The 19,176-nt window shown below is 45.9% G+C and carries 23 protein-coding genes and 5 pseudogenes; 16 read left to right on the forward strand and 12 right to left on the reverse strand.

Annotated elements, in window-relative coordinates; all coding sequences use genetic code 11:
• Nucleotides 1–35: 35 nt before the first annotated feature.
• The 3 genes from folE2 to LPQ25_RS26775 all read left to right on the forward strand — a co-directional run bounded on the left by folE2 (nucleotide 36) and on the right by LPQ25_RS26775 (nucleotide 2,517).
• Nucleotides 36–971 (forward strand): GTP cyclohydrolase FolE2, encoded by a 936-nt coding sequence (gene folE2, locus LPQ25_RS26765; protein WP_011251270.1) that lies wholly within the window; start codon nucleotides 36–38, stop codon nucleotides 969–971.
• Nucleotides 961–1,521, forward strand: coding sequence for an LbetaH domain-containing protein (locus tag LPQ25_RS26770; RefSeq protein ID WP_004214543.1), 561 nt, complete (start codon nucleotides 961–963; stop codon nucleotides 1,519–1,521). Before folE2 ends, LPQ25_RS26770 begins: the two co-directional genes overlap by 11 nt.
• A 129-nt stretch (nucleotides 1,522–1,650) precedes the next feature.
• Complete coding sequence (locus LPQ25_RS26775) at nucleotides 1,651–2,517, forward strand: tunnelling fold family protein (RefSeq protein WP_011251271.1); 867 nt, start codon at nucleotides 1,651–1,653, stop codon at nucleotides 2,515–2,517.
• Nucleotides 2,518–2,526: 9 nt separating this feature from the next.
• Here LPQ25_RS26775 and LPQ25_RS26780 read toward each other — a convergent pair whose 3' ends face one another.
• A complete protein-coding gene (locus tag LPQ25_RS26780; protein WP_151393263.1) occupies nucleotides 2,527–3,357 on the reverse strand; it encodes a DUF1460 domain-containing protein in 831 nt (276 codons plus the stop codon).
• Between the two features lie 429 nt (nucleotides 3,358–3,786).
• Here LPQ25_RS26780 and LPQ25_RS26785 point away from each other — a divergent pair.
• The 9 genes and pseudogenes from LPQ25_RS26785 to LPQ25_RS26825 form a co-directional block, all read left to right on the forward strand.
• A pseudogene (locus LPQ25_RS26785) lies at nucleotides 3,787–3,939 on the forward strand (TGS domain-containing protein); the annotation flags it as partial.
• An 81-nt stretch (nucleotides 3,940–4,020) separates the two neighbouring features.
• Nucleotides 4,021–4,786: pseudogene (locus LPQ25_RS26790) on the forward strand (His/Gly/Thr/Pro-type tRNA ligase C-terminal domain-containing protein); the annotation flags it as partial.
• Entirely contained in the window at nucleotides 4,779–5,666 is an 888-nt protein-coding gene (locus tag LPQ25_RS26795; RefSeq protein ID WP_151362964.1) for a M14 family metallopeptidase, read from the forward strand. The pseudogene LPQ25_RS26790 and the gene LPQ25_RS26795, both read left to right, overlap by 8 nt.
• A pseudogene (locus LPQ25_RS26800) lies at nucleotides 5,626–6,971 on the forward strand (dihydroorotase). The gene LPQ25_RS26795 and the pseudogene LPQ25_RS26800 overlap by 41 nt, the downstream one beginning before the upstream one ends.
• A gap of 63 nt (nucleotides 6,972–7,034) precedes the next feature.
• Nucleotides 7,035–8,093 (forward strand): porphobilinogen synthase, encoded by a 1,059-nt coding sequence (hemB, locus tag LPQ25_RS26805; protein WP_234599520.1) that lies wholly within the window; start codon nucleotides 7,035–7,037, stop codon nucleotides 8,091–8,093.
• A gap of 218 nt (nucleotides 8,094–8,311) precedes the next feature.
• Complete coding sequence (locus LPQ25_RS26810) at nucleotides 8,312–8,626, forward strand: hypothetical protein (protein ID WP_011251273.1); 315 nt, start codon at nucleotides 8,312–8,314, stop codon at nucleotides 8,624–8,626.
• Between the two features lie 8 nt (nucleotides 8,627–8,634).
• Nucleotides 8,635–9,129 carry a hypothetical protein gene (locus LPQ25_RS26815; RefSeq protein WP_011251274.1) on the forward strand — a complete coding sequence of 165 codons (495 nt, stop codon included), beginning with the start codon at nucleotides 8,635–8,637 and terminating at the stop codon, nucleotides 9,127–9,129.
• A 5-nt stretch (nucleotides 9,130–9,134) separates the two neighbouring features.
• Nucleotides 9,135–9,575, forward strand: a complete 441-nt coding sequence (locus LPQ25_RS26820; protein WP_011251275.1) for a hypothetical protein — start codon at nucleotides 9,135–9,137, stop codon at nucleotides 9,573–9,575.
• 371 nt (nucleotides 9,576–9,946) lie between these two features.
• Entirely contained in the window at nucleotides 9,947–10,261 is a 315-nt protein-coding gene (locus LPQ25_RS26825) for a hypothetical protein (protein ID WP_077260860.1), read from the forward strand.
• Between the two features lie 274 nt (nucleotides 10,262–10,535).
• Here the strand turns inward: LPQ25_RS26825 and LPQ25_RS26830 are convergent, their stop codons facing one another.
• The 9 genes from LPQ25_RS26830 to LPQ25_RS26870 all read right to left on the reverse strand — a co-directional run bounded on the left by LPQ25_RS26830 (nucleotide 10,536) and on the right by LPQ25_RS26870 (nucleotide 15,300).
• Entirely contained in the window at nucleotides 10,536–11,138 is a 603-nt protein-coding gene (locus LPQ25_RS26830; protein WP_011251277.1) for an HAD domain-containing protein, read from the reverse strand.
• Between the two features lie 2 nt (nucleotides 11,139–11,140).
• Nucleotides 11,141–11,656, reverse strand: a complete 516-nt coding sequence (locus tag LPQ25_RS26835; protein ID WP_041937820.1) for a hypothetical protein — start codon at nucleotides 11,654–11,656, stop codon at nucleotides 11,141–11,143.
• A 107-nt stretch (nucleotides 11,657–11,763) separates the two neighbouring features.
• A complete protein-coding gene (locus LPQ25_RS26840; RefSeq protein WP_234599521.1) occupies nucleotides 11,764–12,363 on the reverse strand; it encodes a hypothetical protein in 600 nt (199 codons plus the stop codon).
• 90 nt (nucleotides 12,364–12,453) lie between these two features.
• The gene (locus LPQ25_RS26845) at nucleotides 12,454–12,771 is read right to left on the reverse strand and encodes a thioredoxin domain-containing protein (protein ID WP_228263089.1); all 318 of its coding nucleotides are present in this window, start codon (nucleotides 12,769–12,771) and stop codon (nucleotides 12,454–12,456) included.
• Nucleotides 12,768–13,409 carry a DsbA family protein gene (locus tag LPQ25_RS26850; protein ID WP_234599522.1) on the reverse strand — a complete coding sequence of 214 codons (642 nt, stop codon included), beginning with the start codon at nucleotides 13,407–13,409 and terminating at the stop codon, nucleotides 12,768–12,770. Before LPQ25_RS26850 ends, LPQ25_RS26845 begins: the two co-directional genes overlap by 4 nt.
• A gap of 59 nt (nucleotides 13,410–13,468) precedes the next feature.
• Nucleotides 13,469–13,810: a hypothetical protein gene (locus LPQ25_RS26855; protein ID WP_011251281.1), complete on the reverse strand. Its 342-nt coding sequence runs from the start codon at nucleotides 13,808–13,810 to the stop codon at nucleotides 13,469–13,471.
• Nucleotides 13,811–13,823: 13 nt separating this feature from the next.
• A complete protein-coding gene (locus LPQ25_RS26860) occupies nucleotides 13,824–14,135 on the reverse strand; it encodes a hypothetical protein (protein WP_011251282.1) in 312 nt (103 codons plus the stop codon).
• 16 nt (nucleotides 14,136–14,151) lie between these two features.
• Complete coding sequence (locus LPQ25_RS26865; RefSeq protein ID WP_011251283.1) at nucleotides 14,152–14,601, reverse strand: thioredoxin fold domain-containing protein; 450 nt, start codon at nucleotides 14,599–14,601, stop codon at nucleotides 14,152–14,154.
• 1 nt (nucleotide 14,602) lies between these two features.
• A protein-coding gene (locus LPQ25_RS26870; RefSeq protein WP_223175001.1) for an IS1-like element IS1A family transposase occupies nucleotides 14,603–15,300 on the reverse strand; the annotation gives its coding sequence in 2 pieces (ribosomal slippage) (nucleotides 14,603–15,051 and nucleotides 15,051–15,300; 699 coding nt in all).
• Nucleotides 15,301–15,413: 113 nt separating this feature from the next.
• Here LPQ25_RS26870 and LPQ25_RS26875 point away from each other — a divergent pair.
• The 4 genes and pseudogenes from LPQ25_RS26875 to LPQ25_RS26890 all read left to right on the forward strand — a co-directional run.
• Nucleotides 15,414–15,872: pseudogene (locus tag LPQ25_RS26875) on the forward strand (DDE-type integrase/transposase/recombinase); the annotation flags it as partial.
• Nucleotides 15,873–16,076: 204 nt separating this feature from the next.
• On the forward strand, nucleotides 16,077–16,388 hold the full coding sequence (locus LPQ25_RS26880; protein WP_011251285.1) for a type II toxin-antitoxin system HigB family toxin: 312 nt from the start codon (nucleotides 16,077–16,079) through the stop codon (nucleotides 16,386–16,388).
• Entirely contained in the window at nucleotides 16,385–16,804 is a 420-nt protein-coding gene (locus LPQ25_RS26885) for a helix-turn-helix domain-containing protein (protein WP_011251286.1), read from the forward strand. The genes LPQ25_RS26880 and LPQ25_RS26885 overlap by 4 nt, the downstream gene beginning before the upstream one ends.
• A gap of 146 nt (nucleotides 16,805–16,950) precedes the next feature.
• Nucleotides 16,951–17,918, forward strand: a pseudogene (locus LPQ25_RS26890) (IS5 family transposase).
• Between the two features lie 71 nt (nucleotides 17,919–17,989).
• Here the strand turns inward: LPQ25_RS26890 and LPQ25_RS26895 are convergent.
• Nucleotides 17,990–18,355 carry a hypothetical protein gene (locus LPQ25_RS26895; RefSeq protein ID WP_048333448.1) on the reverse strand — a complete coding sequence of 122 codons (366 nt, stop codon included), beginning with the start codon at nucleotides 18,353–18,355 and terminating at the stop codon, nucleotides 17,990–17,992.
• A gap of 13 nt (nucleotides 18,356–18,368) precedes the next feature.
• Complete coding sequence (locus tag LPQ25_RS26900; RefSeq protein WP_040217257.1) at nucleotides 18,369–19,157, reverse strand: hypothetical protein; 789 nt, start codon at nucleotides 19,155–19,157, stop codon at nucleotides 18,369–18,371.
• Nucleotides 19,158–19,176: the final 19 nt, after the last annotated feature.

Below are 19,176 nucleotides of genomic sequence, written 5' to 3' on the forward strand. Positions count from 1 at the left end.
GGGATGAGAGTAAATATCAGATCAGGCAGGTATATATGAGTATTGCAGCCAAACAAACCTTATGCCCCGGCATGCTACCGGATATTCAGTCCACTAAGGGTGACGGTGAGGGAGAGTCATTATCCTGGGTTGGCATGGAGCAAATTGACCTGCCGATAGACATCGCAGGTAGGCCGGTATCAGCAAAGGTCAATGCCGGCATAAACCTTCTCAGTTCACCTGAAGCTGAAAAGGGGATCCATATGTCTCGCCTTTATCTTCTTCTGGACGAACTGACACAAGGGGAAATCACACCGGCATTATTGCAACATGTGCTGAAAGCATTTCTGGTATCTCATCAGGGACGTAGTGATGAAGCCAGTATTGAGATTTCAGGGGATTTGTTACTGTCGCGTAAGTCGTTAAATTCTAATCACTCCGGCTGGAAAGCTTATCCTCTGACTCTGAGCGCCGAACTCAGGCAATCTTTTACGGTTACCCTCAAAGTGGGTATCCCTTATTCGTCAACCTGCCCGGCTTCCGCTGCACTTAGCCGCCACGTCGCGGGTTTGCAGTTTAGCAAAGACTTTGGTAACCGGATCGACAGGCTCCCGGCAGCAGAAATAGCCGACTGGCTTGTTGAGAAAGGAATGCCGGCAACCCCGCACAGCCAGCGAAGCTGGGCATGGATGGATATCCGTCTTAATCCTGAAGCAAAATCACTGCCTGTGCTTGAGCTGATTGATTATGCTGAAGTTGCTCTCGGGACAGCCGTGCAAACGGTCGTCAAGCGGAGCGACGAACAGGCTTTTGCAGTGGCTAACGGTCAAAATCTGATGTTTTGCGAAGATGCTGCCCGTCGGCTCAATAATGTTTTTCGTTGTGCATCCTTTTGTGAAGCATTTGATATCAGGGTTGAACATCAGGAAAGCCTGCATCCCCATAATGCCGTTGCCCGTATTCACTGGAAAGGAAGTAAAAATGTTACGTAAAAACCCATCAGGTCATACCCCAGTGGTGTCAACAAAGGCCTATATCGATCCCACCGCGGTAATTTGTGGACGTGTCATTATTCATGATTATGTTTACGTCGGACCCTATGCGGTTATCCGTGCTGACGAGCTAAATGCAGACGGGGATATGGATCCTATCATTATCCATTCCCACTCTAATATTCAGGACGGAGTGGTTATTCACTCAAAAAGCGGCGCGCCAGTGACGATAGGAAGCGGAACATCTATTGCCCACCGTGCAATAGTGCATGGCCCCTGTCAGGTTGACGAGCGGGTATTTATTGGATTCAACAGTGTGTTGTTTAACTGTCATATTCAGACGGGTTGTGTTATTCGCTATAATGCAGTTGTGGATGGCGTTACCTTGCCTGAGAACACCTATATTCCATCAACGGAACGCGTGGGGCCAGATTCCGATCTTAAAAGTTATTCGAAAGTGGATCCCGCTTCTTTACAATTTTCAGAAGAAGTCGCCAGCACTAATGTCAAACTGGTGGAAGGTTATCAGCTGTTGCGAAATGAATTCTGAGTATGGCTCGGCTGGTGTCGTTAACATAACACCGTATTATTAACGATTTGTTATTAATGTAGCAAAATGATACTTGCCTCATCAATCCTTTTGCGGAGGAGGCTTTTCTGTTTTACTAAAGAGGTAGCGGTGAAACTTTTTATTAATGATCTGACGGTCATGGATTTTAGTTTCCTTGATGCGGAGGCCGGACTGATTGGCGATAGCCTTATCGTTGATATTATTCTTGAAGGGGATCTGAATGCTGAATCAATGGTAATGGATTTCTCACATGCAAAAAAAAGTATCAAACATGAAATTGATAAACTGGCCGATCATGTCCTGATTGTGCCGGAACAAAATAGTCATATTATTGTTAGTCATGCGGGGACTACGACGGAAGTCGCCATGCTGCGTAAGAATGGGGAGACCCAGTGTTTTATTTCCGGGCCGCAGGAGAGTTTCTGGCTGGTCCAGGCAGATAATATTACTTCCCGTTGCCTTGAATCCCAAATAGAAAAACATTTACTGGCGTGTTTGCCGCAGGGAGTAAAAGACATAACGATAACGTTACGGCCGGAAAGTATTAGTGGTGACAGTTATCATTACTCGCATGGACTGAAAAAACACCGCGGAAATTGCCAGAGAATAGCGCATGGGCATCGCTCTGCGATCAGAATTTTTGTGGATGGTGAGCGAAGCCATATGTGGGAACAGGAGTGGGCAACGCGATGGAATAACGCTTATCTGTTAAGCCGGGAAGATGTCGTTACAGTGACAACACTTTCACCGCGTGCCGTTACATACTGGCATAAGGGGCTGACATGTTCTTCCTGGCGAAGTTCTCAGGGATACTTTGAAATCATGCTTTGTTCTGAGGTAGTAGATATTCTGCCGTGTGATACCACGGTTGAGTCACTGGCTTTATTTATCAGGCAATCAATTGAGCACGGTTTACCCGCAGCGAAAATAGAAGTCCATGCCTTTGAGGGAGTGGGTAAAGGCGCTATTGCCTGACACACTATTCTACTGTTCAGGGTATTGATCTGTTTTCTCTCGTAAAACTACAATACCCGGTTTTGTAGCCATGTATCTAATAAAAGGTGAGTCAACTACCTTTCTGTTTTTCGCTAATGACGATGCATTTCTGAACCAGATGTTATTGTGGTCTTTGATAATGATCCCAACATGTGAAACATCCAGTCCTCTTTTTGTTGAATAAATACCCACATAATCACCTGTTTTCAGTTTATTTATTACCTCTTTATCTATTGCAGAAGCCGGTATATAGCTTATCCGGCGTGAGATAATGCCGAGACCCTTAACATATTCTTGTCTTTTATTCTTTTGGTTTAGCCGTTTGTTGACAGTAATAGTATACGGGCTGATGTCCTGAGTAACATCTTGTGCATTTCGCGGAGATGTGACCGCCCAGTCCGTGAAAAAATGTTTTCTGCCAGTAAAATCAATCATCCCGTTTGTATAACGGGTCTTAACAAGTTCAGATACATAAGTTTGCCAGCTACTGGCGTGCGCCATGGAGCGAACATAATCAATAAAAGTAAAACAATCCACGGTACTGGGGTTAGTGACCAGCCTCTCTTGCATCAAAGATGATCCAATAAGTGTATGCGCCTGATAAGGCGTTCCGAGGAAACGGGAAGATATCTCAGCGATACGTTCGCCATAGCTAAGTTCATTCCCGTGAAAAGAGACGGCGGACAGGATTTCGTTAACTTTGCTCTGGCTTTCTTGCGTATCGTATACATTGTGCATTAGTTGTTGATGCCTGGCGAGTGCTGTACAGGTATACAATGAAAGCAGGAATGAAAGCAGGCAGGCAATGCGCTTTTTCATTTTATATTACCTCTTCCGTCTGTATTCGCTATCCCACCATGTTCTTTGTCATTCCGCTGGCAGGAGGGGGGTGTGTAACCTTTTGTTTTTCATTTGATAATGTCTATCCAGATATGTTCAGTCTTTTGCGATGGCGCTTAACACCGTTCTCAAGGCGAGCAAAAGTTGAAACATTTTCTCCATCTGACAGAATCGTAGTTAGTTATTAGTTATCAGTTATACGTTATATCATACTGTAAATTGTATGCCTTAGCGTGAGACGTATTTAAATGGCAAAGATTATCTTTACCATTTAATAACATTTCCATGCTTTCCCTTAACATATTCAGGCACTCCCTAGTGACGCTTTTAATGCAACAAGGTTGCGTTAATTTGTGGGTTAATGCAACATAGTTGCTGTTAATCACTGAGCTATGTCGGGATACGAAAATGTCAGAAGCGCTTATAACAGAGTCAGAACCTCTCACCTTTACTCTTCCTGATGGCTCTCTGAAGCTCGTCAGAAAAGGGACCACGTTGCAGAACGTCGCGGAAAGTATCGATTCTTCCGTCGCGAAAAACGCCGTGTATGCTGAAATCGATGGCCAATATATCGATCTGATCGAGGCAGTGCAGAAAAGTGGCACGCTCAATATCATCACGCTTTTTGACGAAGAAGCGTTGGACCCGTGCACGCTGGAACAGCTTGAGGGGAGTGTAAAAGTATCCTTCATCTGGTGCTTGATATTTATAAGCAGTTTGGATTTGAAGAGGTCGAAATCAAGTTATCCACCCGTCCTGAAAAACGCATGGGAAGTGACACCGACTGGGATCGGCTGGAAAACGCGCTTTCAGCCTCTCTGGAAGCTCAGGGATTACAATGGTCGGTAAATCCCGGTGAAGGGCTTTCTATGGCCCTAAACTGGAGTTTGTGTTGCGCGACGCGATCGGTCGTGACTGGCAGTGCGGGACGCTACAGGTAGATATGAATCTGCCTGATCGATTCGATATTGGCTACATTGCCGAGGATGGTTCGACAAAACGCCCGGTGATGTTACACAGGGCGCTCTTCGGCTCTCTTGAGCGTTTTACCGGTATTCTTCTTGAACACTACGCTGGTAAACTGCCCGCCTGGCTGTCGCCGGTTCAGGCCGTGGTCATGACGATTACTGATAAACAACATCGATACGCGGAGCAGGTTCTGAAGGCACTTCGCCGGAAAGGACTTCGCTGTGAGACCGATCTTCGTAATGAAAAAATTGGATACAAAATCCGGGAGCAGACGCTGGCCCGCATTCCTTTCCTCCTGATTATTGGCGATGCGGAGGAAAATGCGGCGCGTGTCACCGTACGCGATCGTACGGGGAAATGTATGGGAACACTATTACTCAACGAAGCAGCTGACTGCATTGAGATGTGTTGCCGACCGCCGGAGGTGCGCCTTGATTAATCAACATGGAGGCAGTTCGTCCCTGCGCGAGAACCGTTGTCATATCTGGCCAGTGAAGAAGGATGATACCCAAAGTAACGATATTGCTTTTTTTGAAAAGGCATTCAGGGAACAGTCCAGTCGATGGGGGCTGTATGAAATTGTTCTGGGGTGTCCTGGAGAGGGCAACATATCGCTGTATCAGTCCGTCAATCAGGGGGCTGACGTTCCGCATATTCTGATTGCGGCAGGGTTTCATGGAGAAGAACCCGCGGGATGCTGGGGGATGCTGGATTTTCTGCGCGAAGGCTCCCCTGAATTGTTTGATAACGTAGCTGTGAGTTTTTTACCGCTTGTGAACCTGTCTGGCCTGAGTGCTGGCTGTCGGCTCAACAGTACTGGACAGAACCCAAATCGCGGCTTTACCAATGGGGCAGAGGTCGAACCTTCAGTTGAAGGAAAAGTACTGCTTAATTATGAAGCGCTTCTGAAAAACGCAGCCAGACACGGTGTGCTCTGTTGTCACGAGGATATTCTTCGCCAGCAGGCGTATCTCTACACCTTTGAACATACTGCCCGTCCAGGCCATTTTAGCGTAGCATTACGTGATGAGCTTGAACGCTTTTTCCCTGTCATGGAAAAAGAGCGGGTTGATGGCTGTGAATGTGAGGATGGCATCATCTTTAACCATTTTGATTCGTCATTTGAATCCTGGTTGTATTCTTCAGGTTCCGACGTCGCAGCGTGCACTGAAACGCCGGGATTGCAACCCTTTGCAAAGCGAGCAGAGGCAAACCGTTATTTAATCGGCGCGTTTATCTCATCCATACTGGAGCGCAACAGTATCGGGGCGGGATGTCATGAAGCCTTTATTACTGACCAATGCATTAATAATCAGTGAGGACATGCGCTATCAGGCCGACATCCTCATTGATAAGGGACGGATCCAGAAAATTGCCTCGTTTATTCCCTCCCGACCGGAATGGCTGGTTATTGATGTGCGAGGGAAATGGGTGATCCCCGGTATGATTGATGATCAGGTTCATTTCCGCGAACCCGGTCTGACGCATAAGGGAACCATTGCCACTGAATCCGCTGCCGCAGTAATGGGAGGCATTACCAGTTTTATGGAAATGCCGAACGTTACGCCACCCACGACAACCCGTCAGGCGCTGCGTGAGAAATTTCAGCGTGCCTCGCGTTCTTCGCTGGCGAACCACAGTTTTTACTTCGGCGCGACGAACGATAACCTTGACGAACTGAAAGCGCTTACGGCTTCGCAAGCCTGTGGGGTGAAGGTCTTTATGGGGGCTTCTACCGGGAATATGCTGGTGGACGATGAACAGGTGCTGGAAAGTATTTTCGCTAATGCCCTTGTCTTGTGGCAACACATTGCGAGCATACCCCGACAATAAAGCAAAATGAGGCGATATGGCGGGCTCGTTTTGGGGATGCTATTCCTCCTGGCGAGCATGCCGCTATTCGTTCTGTGGACGCCTGCCTGACATCCTCCCGCCAGGCCGTCTCTCTGGCGAAAAAACATCGTACCCGATTACATGTTCTGCACATTACCACCGCAGACGAACTTGTTCTCTTTGATGCAGCCCCCACGCTGGAGGCGCTGCGCCAGAAAACCATCACGGCTGAAGCCTGCGTTCATCACCTGTTTTTTAATTATGACGATTATGAAACGCTGGGGCATAAGCTCAAATGTAACCCATCCGTAAAAACCTCGTTTCATCAGGAAGCCCTCTGGAAAGGCGTTAATGAAGGCATTATCGACGTTATCGCAACTGACCATGCGCCGCATTTACTGGAGGAAAAGCAGAGTGACTATTTTGCTGCGCCTTCCGGCTTACCGCTGGTGCAGCATGCTCTTCCTGCACTGCTGGATATGTGCAGCAGGGGGATTTTTACCCCGGAAATGGTGGTGAGAAAGACCAGCCATGCTGTAGCCGAGCGCTTCCAGCTCAAAGATCGCGGCTATATCAGGGAAGGCTATTGGGCGGACCTGGTGGTTATCGATCCGTTCAGTCATCAACAGATAATCCGGGAGGATGTGGCATACAAATGCGGATGGTCTCCCTTTGAAGGCCGGATTTTGTCAGGCGGTGCGGTTGATATGACGCTGGTAAATGGCCACGTTATCTGGAATGGGCACACCATACAGCAGAAGTACGGCCTGCCACTGGAATTCTGTCGCTAGCCACGTATTTATTTTGCTCAGGCTTAACTTCTCCCTGAGAACGCAGAAGAAAAGGTACATTTTGTGAGTATTATTATTCCTGGTTCTTTCCCGGCGCGACGACTGCGTCGCTCTCGTACCCATTCTTTCAGTCGCCGTCTGGTCGCTGAAAATCAGCTGACCGTAAACGACCTGATTTTACCTGTATTCATTATTGAGGGGCAAAACCTGCGGCAGGAAGTGCCGTCGATGCCGGGTGTGTTTCGCCTGTCGGTTGATATGTTGCTTCATGATGCCGCGCAATTTGTTCAGGCAGGTATACCTGCTATTGCACTGTTTCCGTGTATAGAAAGTTCTGCTAAATCGCTGATGGCAGACGCTTCGTGGGATCCATCCGGTTTAGTACCGCGAACTGTAAGGGCGCTGAAAAAGGCTTTTCCTGAACTCGGGGTGATAACTGACGTTGCGCTTGACGCCTATACGTCACATGGTCAGGACGGCATCATTGACGAACATGGATATGTGCTTAATGAGCCGACAAAAGAAATTCTCACCAGACAGGCGCTTACGCACGCTGAAGCGGGTGCAGATATTGTCGCGCCAAGCGACATGATGGATGGCCGCATCGGACATATCAGACAGGCATTTGAAACGAATGGCCTGCTGACTATTCAGATCATGGCATATTCAGCGAAATACGCGTCAAACTATTACGGTCCTTTTCGCGAAGCCACTCAATCTGCCATGGCGCTGGGCAAACGGGACAAAAAAAACTATCAGATGGACCCGGCAAATGCGATGGAAGCGTTGCATGAAATTGCCCAGGATTTGCAGGAGGGGGCAGACATGGTGATGGTTAAGCCGGGCATGCCATATCTGGATATTATCAGGGAAGCTAGGAAAACTTTTGCAGTACCCGTTTTTGCCTACCAGGTTTCCGGTGAGTATGCGATGCATATGGCCGCGTTCCGGCATGGCTGGCTCGACGAAGAGCAAACGGTGCTTGAGTCACTTATATGCTTCAAACGCGCCGGGGCAGACGGCATATTGACTTACTTTGCCAGCTCGGTAGCTCAGTGGCTTAAATCATTAGGTGCAATGAGTCCGGTGAAGTACCGGCAGCATCTTGGGATCACAACATAACAGTCCAGGAAAACATCCGCAGCCCCAAAAGTGACATTAGAATATTGGAGTTACAGACTTTGTCTAGCCAATATAAGATCGCGGTCCTGTGCTGAGCAAAATGAAGGCTTAGCGTACACGACGCGTGTGAATTGTGCTGAGACGACAATAACGCTTTGTGCTGACAGCATTAGTGCGCTTAATGTACGTTATGTTAAATACGCTCAGGAGACCATTCTGTGAATGTACATAAGGTATATGATACTATCAACCACTACCATTTAGATTGGTTGACCCCTGCTGGCGACTACCCAAAATCGGCTCTGATGGTAGTTGAATGCAAGGATGGCCGGTGGATGATAGTTCAGGAGTTTGGAGAAGAGTATGGCTGCTTCGAAGGTGTGTTGAAGAATGATAGCGATCTTCATACTAAGCCTTCTTTTTATCCTGACTTCCGCAGTGCTGTGAAGTCCGCTTTTGGAATGATGAAACGATTATACCCCCAGTACAACGACAAGCCCTTTAGTGACTTCCTTTCAGAAATTACGGAATAGGTTTTTATATGGCCAATCCCCTTATGCCCGAATGCCTTGTAATGTTAAATAATGTCTTACAGGTTATTGAGAATGCACCCGTTGAGTGCGATGGCCATACCTTAATGATAAGCAGTGCTCTAAATCATGCTGGCATTTCTCATCAACGAATGTGCGGGGTAGTTAAAAACCACAAAACAGACTTTGAGTTATATCCACATTTTTGGATTCAGATAGGTGAATTCACTCTGGATTACCGACTCAGGATGTGGGTTGAGTTATATTCAGGGGAAAACTTAGCAGAGAGTGCACCTCACGGAATATTTGTTGCACGTGGGCTTGAATATATTTACACCTCTGGAAGCATTTGCCCACCACCTGCCCTGGATTTTAATTTATTAAACTTAATCAGTGATGGTTATTACGAAAAAATAAACTTTTCCGAGCTAACAACACTGGCGCATTCTGTGGATATCAGTTTAATCAGTGATTTTAAGAACATTACTATCGCCGGGATAACCTAAGTACAATGATAATTAATCAAAAAATTTTAGAAACTGACATTACAAATATTATCAATGCATTTGAAAGGCTAATGGATGAAAGTAATAGAAGTATTATACCAGTAAAATCCAGACATGTTGATGGCTTGTCCTTGTTCGAAAACATGTATATACGTGCACGTAGCAAACATGCATCTTTGCTGGGTAAACCTGTTCTGGTTGTTTCATCAGTTTCTGTATTTATCACCAATCAAGGCTGCTTCAGTACACTTCTTTCTCACTTAAAAGCCCATTGTAAGAACAAGAGTTACCTGTTAAAAATTGAGAGCGTAATCTCTCAGGAACTCAGGAGATATCTTGTCAGGCAAATGTTCGTATTCATTGGAGAAGAATGGGAGTGCGGGTCTGGCTATTGGGTGCCTGAAGATGATCCAGTATACCCATCTTTAAATACACTACCTTATTGATAATAAATACTCTTTATAGGCTCTGAATAATGTCGACAATTCATCTCATTACAACATGCGCGAAAAGGAAAGCAGGACCTGTACATGACACTGTGTTTCCCTACCATACGACAGATACTGAGATTGCCTATCAGCAATGGAAAAGTCTTGTGCAGTCCCGATTCACTACATGTAATGATGATATTAAGGAAACGGAAAACATATACTGTAGTGCTCACTGGAGTACAGCTAAGTCTATTGCAAACTCTAATTCTCATATCTGTTTATGGGTTATTTCTGCAGGTCTGGGCCTACGACACAGTTCTGACCCCGCGATCCCTTATGATGCTACGTTTACAAAGATAGGAAGAAAGAGCGCCAGCATATGGGGTATGCTGACTTCTGACCCCATACTACCTGGAAAAGTCCCTTCCCTTGCGGAACTGTTTAGTATGTACCGGCATGATAACTTTATCATTGCTGCCTCTCCCGTTTACCTGAACGCTGTTGAGGACGATCTCGTTAAAGGAGTGGGTTATCTTCCCTGTCCGATAAAGCAGCTTAAAATCGCTTCCAGCGCTGCCTACAATGGAAGATTAAGAGAATATGTGCGATGCGGCGGAACCAGAATGATGAAAGACCTTAATGCAAACATGACGACTCTAAACATTAAACATGCTGGCATGCTGATTCATGAGCTGAGGTAATGGCAGGTACACTTAGCCTTTGATGCAGTTGCAGAACGCTGGCTCTGACTGCCGGTGCCCACCCAGCAACGCATTCTTTCATTTGTACAGTTGAGACATTGCCTCGATTACCCCGTCTTACTGTCATGCGCTAGTTCTACGATTTCTTTGCCCGGACATGTCCGGGAGCCGATTATCCATGGGTAGTTGTTCCTGCCCTGCCTGAATAACCGGCTTTAATTCTCTGTTCATCGCCCACAAAAAAAACTTATATTTAATATTGTAATTCATTCCTTCATGTTAAGTACTGACAATATTTCATAATGACAGATTCTACTGTTTGGTCAGTCATCCCCTCACTGTAATTCGTTGACACCAGATTTTCGCACCCAGGTGGAAAACGGTGTGATTCATCATCAATGATAATAAACTTGTTGATCCCCATATGTCTGGCATGTATAAGGCACTCTCTGTACCGAACATATTCGGTATCCTTTACTTCCTGAAGTGAAGGTGTAACACCTATTATTCTGTGTCTGAATGCTACCGGAAAAAGGTATTTAAGCCCTTCTAAAGTCATTGTTTCCCTCCAACTGCTGGACACGACTATATGTAATTCTGGACATTGTTTTAAAATTTTTTCCAGTAGAGGCATTCTTTCAAATGTCTCATTCATCCTTCGATGGAGGACTCCATCAAAATCAAGATAAAGCAGGACAGTACCTCCTGAACAATTGCAAGATGCTAGTTGAGGTGATCCTGTAAACTCTGGTGAGTTAATATTTTTAGAACGTCTTTTAACTATACTGTCATATAGCATAGCACTAAAGATGATAATAACAACAGCTGTTGCAAACATCACCCCACCAGCAGAAAGTGAAAACAATGCCCCTGCCATTTTCACCCCCTTTTTACATCATACTTAACTTTAAGTTTAGCAAACCCATCAAACTCTTTATTTTTCAGTTTAAATTCATCATCTATAACCTTCAGCTCACCCAACGAAGCGAACGGTGATAGAGATAATTTAATATCTTTTATTACGTCCGTATTATTTACCACTTCATTTATTCCTTTCATGGATTTGTCCAACCAAAAATGGCTGTCTGATATAAGTGAAAGAATATACTGAACATCATCCTCTTTTTCGCACACAATATTTCTGCCATCAAACTGGACAGTGTCTTGATTGAAGTAAACAGCAAGGAACTGCAACTGAGCATTGCTTAAAGATAAGTTTTTGTAAACATCTTTTAGGCCGCCGGTGTACTCTGAATCCGCAATATGAAAAGCCTTAAATACCTCATCATACTTATGCTGAAGCCTTTTCTTTGACTTAAGAATTTTAAATAGCATATAAGATAAGATAACAATCATAATCATCATGCTGTTGAAAACAATGTTATGTTCTAACATAGAAACACCCTTAAATATTAGAAATTTATTGATATGGACACCCAATTTCATTTAATTAACCCAGCTGAGGTCATACCGAATTTAAATGAAATCAATATCGTTGAACCTTAAAAAACTTCTTTTCGTAGTAAATATGGATAAAATCGTTTGATATCATTACGAAGAGGAAAATGTCTCGAGCCGAAACTAATACGTGCTTCCAATAACTCCACCCCAAACTGCGCTTTAACAATAGACTCGTGAATTTTTTCGCAATCAGTTAGAGATACTTTCTTAAGCATGTCAAAAATTATATCGTGATCATAAATCCCATTGCGTTTAAGATATTCATACGTTGACCTTAGAAAAGCATCGTTCTGGTGTAACGTCTCAAGTTCCACGGCAACCTGAAAAATAATTGAGATAGATTGTAAAGTACTACAATATGAGACTGCAATGCTACATTGCAATTCTGTACTTTCGTCTTTCGCTGTATTGCTTGAACATACTTGCTTAGCCGCGATCTTTAAATCACCCAGCGTAGATACACTATTTCTTAACACATATCTTAACCAGGTCGAATGGCCAGTTGCAAAGGTACTATCCATGACCTTTTCTAGATTGTGTAATTTATTTATCATATTCCCCCTTCTTTCTTTTTCTCTTTGCATGATTTGATAATATATGGAATACAAGTTTTCATCTTCACCGTTCAAATGTACAATCATTTAATATTAACCTCATAATCTCCATGCCCGTTGGGTCACGTTTTACGAGGCATTTGCTATTAACCCTGTTTTGGTAAGGGAAGAATCTGTTTAGTTTCCTTTTGCTTTATTAATTGCCTGTTGCAAGCGATAAAAATCAGGCGCACCGGGCATAATGGTTGTGGTTTTGTTTTGCGGGTTCTTCATGTTCATAACAATAAATACTGGCGTGCCGCTATAATTGAGTTTATCCGCCAGCATCATATTTGCATCAAGAACATTCTGAAGCTGATCGCGCATTTCGACAGTAAGCAAGAAGTTACCTTGCTGATCCAGTATTTCTTTATATCCCAAACCATTGACCAGGGCTGCCAGATTAGAAGGTGTATAGTCCTTCCTGTCCTTCATTGCCCTACCCGCTTCACTCATGAGCTTATTATGGAACTCGTAGTATTTTTCCTGCCCGTACTTATTAAAGATGTAGAGACCAATTTTTGCCCCATCCCGGAGATAGGTGTGCGGTCAGCAAAAATGGTGAAGTCTTTAAAGAAAGTCCGAACATTTTTATTTTCTGCAATCGCCTTTTCAAGCACGGGACTGGACTGCTGACAGAAATGACACATGTAATCGAAAAATTCAATAACAGCTACATCTGCGTTATCTGGGCCGTAGTTTGGCGTGAATTTTGTTTCAAGCAATACGTCTTTTGTATTCACAACGTCTGAGGTTTTTTCTCCATCTCGGTTGGCTTCAAGACGCTTACCAGCTTCCACCAGGTTCTCCGGATGATCGATCAAATATTGTGCCGCAGTTTTGCCAATAAGTTCCTTGTCCTGCTCAGACAGTACTAGACCGGCTGGCTTATTTACCTGGTTCGCTGTTTGAGCTAATGCATTGATACTATTTGCCCGTTCGATATGCTGTTTATTGGCAGTCTCATTAGAGGCGTCATTTGAATTCATTTTATTACTACCAGCCCCCCAAATTACCGAGCCAGCTACAAAGCCACCCAGTACCAAGGCGATGTGAATCAGAGTCTGTTTTTTACTATTTTGTTTATTTTCCATGTTTTACCCCTAAGTGATATTTTATTTATTATGCGTATCTGATAGCTCTGATTGCTAATTTACTTACTGGATTTTCGGCTACTGTTGTCAAGTTCATCTACTGCGTCCTGAATAACCTTTTGGATATCGACATTACCGGCCATCAAGACAACATTATTGACAGGCCCCCTGATATCCTGAGCATCATCCAGAATACTGGATATACCGTCAGCAATCGGACCATTCTTCAGTGAAGTGTAATGCTCGTTCACCCATGTCGATTGCATAAAGTTATTCCTGGTGATTGACAACGGAAACTCCGCATCCGGTACCGAAATATTTTCAAGGCTATCTTTTGTTTGTGTATAGGCAAAGATGCCTCCAATGATACCCACGTATACCACTGTTCTGATTAATCCCATGAGAGACTCCGTTTTATGCGCTGTAGATGACCACAGGACTTAATTCCCTGCTCATTTGCACGGGTGATGATTTATCAGTATGCCCGGCAGCTGGAGTGGTTGATTTCAGGTCAGTCTGGACCTTACGGCCGTGCGAGTACACATCATCAAATACACGGTTCATTGAGCTCTTCCGCGTTGAAACTTTGTCATCGAGAAGCATGATCGGCTTTTGCGAGCCGTCGACATCGACGAAAGTAACTTTGCACGCAACTGGCCCGCAAACGCTGGATTGGGCGGCAAATGAAACAACCACTACCGCTGCCACTGCTATTAATTTCTTCATTGTTGCTCCCGGAGAGTTATTTTTTCTGATTGGCCGTTTTCAGGCTGTTCAGCATCTGTTCTGGGTCACGTAACCCCGCAAATACCATCGGCTCACCTTTCAGGCTTAAACCGCTAGGCGTGCCTGAGAGTTTGAACATGTTCCCTGCATTAAATTGGCTCTGAATGGAGTCCATGCAGGCCTTTGTCGGTTGCTTTTCAGGCAAACCATCCCCTTTCATTGCTCTGGTTAAAGCTGCAGGTTTGTCATCTGCACACCAGACAGATGCCATGTTTCGGGCTATCATGGAGTTCATCCCGGCACGTGGGTATGCGATGAATTTAATAGTGATGCCTTTATCCAGATAGGATTGCAGGTCGCTATGTAGTTTCTGGCAAAAGCCACAGGTGATATCAGTAAAAACACCGATGACATATTTCTCATCTGGTGCTTTGTAGGTGATAGTATCGAGCGGTAATGACTCCAACTTATTGATAGTGTTTTATGTTCAGATAATGCCCGATGACTTTGTCATGCAGCTCCACCGATTTTGAGAACGACAGCGACTTCCGTCCCAGCCGTGCCAGGTGCTGCCTCAGATTCAGGTTAAGCCGCTCAATTCGCTGCGTATATCGCTTGCTGATTACGTGCAGCTTTCCCTTCAGGCGGGATTCATACAGCGGCCAGCCATCCGTCATCCATATCACCACGTCAAAGGGTGACAGCAGGCTCATAAGACGCCCCAGCGTCGCCATAGTGCGTTCACCGAATACGTGCGCAACAACCGTCTTCCGGAGCCTGTCATACGCGTAAAACAGCCAGCGCTGGCGCGATTTAGCCCCGACATAGCCCCACTGTTCGTCCATTTCCGCGCAGACGATGACGTCACTGCCCGGCTGTATGCGCGAGGTTACCGACTGCGGCCTGAGTTTTTTAAGTGACGTAAAATCGTGTTGAGGCCAACGCCCATAATGCGGGCGGTTGCCCGACATCCAACGCCATTCATGGCCATATCAATGATTTTCTGGTGCGTACCGGGCTGAGAAGCGGTGTAAGTGAACTGCAGTTGCCATGTTTTACGGCAGTGAGAGCAGAGATAGCGCTGATGTCCGGCAGTGCTTTTGCCGTTACGCACCACCCCGTCAGTAGCTGAACAGGAGGGACAGCTGATAGAAACAGAAGCCACTGGAGCACCTCAAAAACACCATCATACACTAAATCAGTAAGTTGGCAGCATCACCGACACCACTTTGTCGGATGCTTCAGATTATGACCAGACGGTTCACGCTGTACGCTTACTCAGAAACTGACGACATGGCGGTGATCAATGCCAAACGCGTATACCGCATCATGCGTCAGAATGCGCTGCTGCTTGAGCGTAAACCGGAAATACCGCCATCGAAGCGGGCGCATACAGGGAAAGTGGCCGTTGGAGAAAGTAACCAGCGGTGGTGCTCTGACGGCTTCGGGTTCAGCTGTGATAACGGTGAAAAACTGCGGGTCACGTTCGCTCTGGACTGTTGCGATCGCGAGGCACTTTACTGGGCAGCCAGTAACGGTGGATATGACAGTGAAACCGTGCAGGACGTCATGCTGGGTGCCGTGGAGCGTCGCTTCGGTAACAGCCTGCCGACATCCCCCGTTGAGTGGCTGACAGACAACGGTTCAGCCTACCGTTCTTATCAGACGCGTCAGTTCGCCAGAATGGTAGGACTGGAGCCTAAACATACGGCGGTACGTAGCCCGGAAAGCAACGGGGAGCAGGTCACCTCCTGCTTTTGGCTTAACTCGTCGGTTAGCCACGCATCAAAACGGCCCATATGCCCTTAAGGTCCACTCTATTCAGGTTAAGTGGGGATTTTGGCGAGGTTGTGAAATGCAAAGGTAACGTTCACATATTGTAAACGGCAAAGAGCGATGCTATAATGTTCACATAATGTAAACGGATGGAACGACCGCAAGATGCACGTAATTTCAAAAGAGCCTTTTGAGGAAGCGGCAAAGCGATATCCCAACGATTCGTTAGCCATTCGGGCGTTGTACCGCTTAGTGCGCGAGACGGACTTCTCTTCTCCAGCTGAGATGCTAACTCTGATACCGAGCCTGGATAATTTTAAGTACAGGAATAAGTGGTGGGTTTTGGATGTAGGGGGCAACAACTTAAGGGTTATCGCCTATATCAATTTCGTAAATAAGCGCTTCTACGTGAAGCACATCGCAACCCACGCTGATTACGACAAGTTGACCCGCTATTACAGGGAGAACAAAGAATGATTACCGACACTGCAAAAGCCATTGAAGCAACCAAACAACTCGTAGCTGCCGTCCCCTTCCTAGGGGGCAGTTCTTCCGAGAGCGATTACCGCGAAGCGATGGAGCTGGTGGATTATCTGATCGAGAACGACGACGAGAACCCACTTATTGACTTCCTGGCGAGTAAGATTGCCGACTATGAAGATAACAGCCCTCGTTTCGCTGAGTTCAACAAAGCTATTGCTGAAATACCAGTCGGCGTTGCACTTCTGCGAACCCTGATTGACCAGCACAAGCTGTCTTATTCAGACCTTAAGGATGAGATCGGATCTAAATCATTGGTCAGCCAAATCCTGTCAGGGCAGCGCTCTTTGACCATCACTCACATAAAAGCTCTTTCCGCGCGCTTCGGTGTAAAACCTGAGTGGTTCCTATAACCGACAGATATAACTAAATCACCTGATGGTGATTTAGTTATGATTAATTTCATTTGTAAGGAAGCTTCCATGTCAGACGAAGTAGTAAAGCCAGGGAATGAAGAGGCTCTTAGTAGCTTTGTTGAATAAATCGAACTTTTGCTGAGTTGAAGGATCAGATCACGCATCCTCCCGACAACACAGACCATTCCGTGGCAAAGCAAAAGTTCAGAATCACCAACTGGTCCACCTACAACAAAGCTCTCATCAACCGTGGCTCCCTCACTTTCTGGCTGGATGATGGGGCGATTCAGGCCTGGTATGAGTCGGCAACGCCTTCATCACGAGGAAGGCCCCAGCGCTATTCTGATCTCGCCATCACCACCGTTCTGGTGATTAAACGCGTATTCCGGCTGACCCTGCGGGCTGCGCAGGGTTTTATTGATTCCATTTTTGCCCTGATGAACGTTCCGTTGCGCTGCCCGGATTACACCAGTGTCAGTAAGCGGGCAAAGTCGGTTAATGTCAGTTTCAAAACGTCCACCCGGGGTGAAATCGCACACCTGGTGATTGATTCCACCGGGCTGAAGGTCTTTGGTGAAGGCGAATGGAAAGTCAGAAAGCACGGCAAAGAGCGCCGTCGTATCTGGCGAAAGTTGCATCTGGCAGTTGACAGCAACACACATGAAGTTGTCTGTGCAGACCTGTCGCTGAATAACGTCACGGACTCAGAAGCCTTCCCGGGCCTTATCCGGCAGACGCACAGAAAAATCAGGGCAGCCGCGGCAGACGGGGCTTACGACACCCGGCTCTGTCACGATGAACTGCGCCGCAAAAAAATCAGCGCGCTTATTCCTCCCGAAAAGGAGCAGGTTACTGGCCCGGTGAGTACGCAGACCGCAACCGTGCCGTTGCTAATCAGCGGCTGAGCGGAAGCAATGCACGGTGGAAATGGACAACGGAATATAACCGTCGCTCGATAGCGGAAACGGCAATGTACAGAATGAAGCAGTTGTTGGGAGATTCACTGACGCTGCGTGACTACGATGTTCAGGTAGCGGAAGCTATGGCCATGGTGCGTGCGTTGAACAGGATGACAAAGGCTGGGATGCCAGAAAGCGTGCGTATTGCCTGAAAATCCAGCCAGCTACAGGGTCGTTCGCACGAAATCTTATTTATTCAACAAAGCCGATCTGATCCTTCAACTCAGCAAAAGTTCGATTTATTCAACAAAGCCGACGCAGGTAAAAGATGTATCCAGCGTGTATATTCCATCAATGGCTTAATGACCAGATTAGTGAAGGTATAGGCCTCCTTACTCAGGTCTGAATTTGGCAAACCGATATACATATTAATTTCCTGTAACCGGTTAGCATGTACAGATAGAATCTCACGCTCTGAAAAGAGTGTTATACCCGCAGGCTTACTTGGACAATCAAGATAGCTTTGCACATCCTTGTTAGGCGTGTGCGGGATATCGTACTCATCATCTGTATAAAAAACAATATCGTGGTCAGGCCCTCCGAAGAGGGCGACCCTAATTTTTAAAAAAATCCTGGATATAATACTCATATCAACCTGTGAGTTATTGTACCGAAACAGGAGTAGCAGAAGGCTGTGTTTTGTCAGATGGTTTACCGGTGCCAGCTGCTGCTTCTGGTTTTAATGTCGGCTCACTGCCAGCATCAGCAGAACTGTCACTGTGACCGGACTGAACAGGGGCTTTAGTTTCGAGACTGGCAATATAAAGTTCCACCGATTTAAACCGCTTAATGTTCTGAATGAATGGCAATGCGTCGTATTTTCCATTCACGCGGTTTTCAGCGTTCAGTATTTTAGTTATGTTGTCCATCGCAACCCGCAGTGAGCTCAGGAGTTGCAGGATAATTCGGTCATGAACCTGTTGTGATATCTGACCGTATAACCACAACTGATGTGCCTGACGAGTCAGGACGTTGATGGTCTGGATAATATCCAGCAATTTATAGGTCATTGGGTGGTTCCAGCGAATTTCAAATTCACCATAGTCGAACCCTTCGAATGAAGAATCATCCAGAGGCAGTCGGGCGACATTTTTGTCAATCTGCTCTTTGAAGGTATTTACATTACCCGACAGTTCTTCGTAAACACCGGAGAGCCATTTCTGAACTTTAGTGCTTGTCGCCTGGTCACCTTCTACCAGGCGGAAAATATTATAAATGGCATTGGAGATGGCGTTAAACTGGCGCAGGCAGGCTCTGTTTTTTTCATGAAAGTGCGTATAGAACTCACTTGAAAGTGGCTTTAGTTTTGAAATGACCATCCCTAACGGTCGGTTATTGCCAGTGTTTCGTTGATTGCGCGGTTCAGTTTTTGGGGATGCGTTGTCAGCCATTATATTAACCTCTTCAGTT

The sequence above is a fragment of the Klebsiella sp. KPN54798 genome (assembly GCF_021184225.1).
GTDB lineage: Bacteria > Pseudomonadota > Gammaproteobacteria > Enterobacterales > Enterobacteriaceae > Klebsiella > Klebsiella pneumoniae.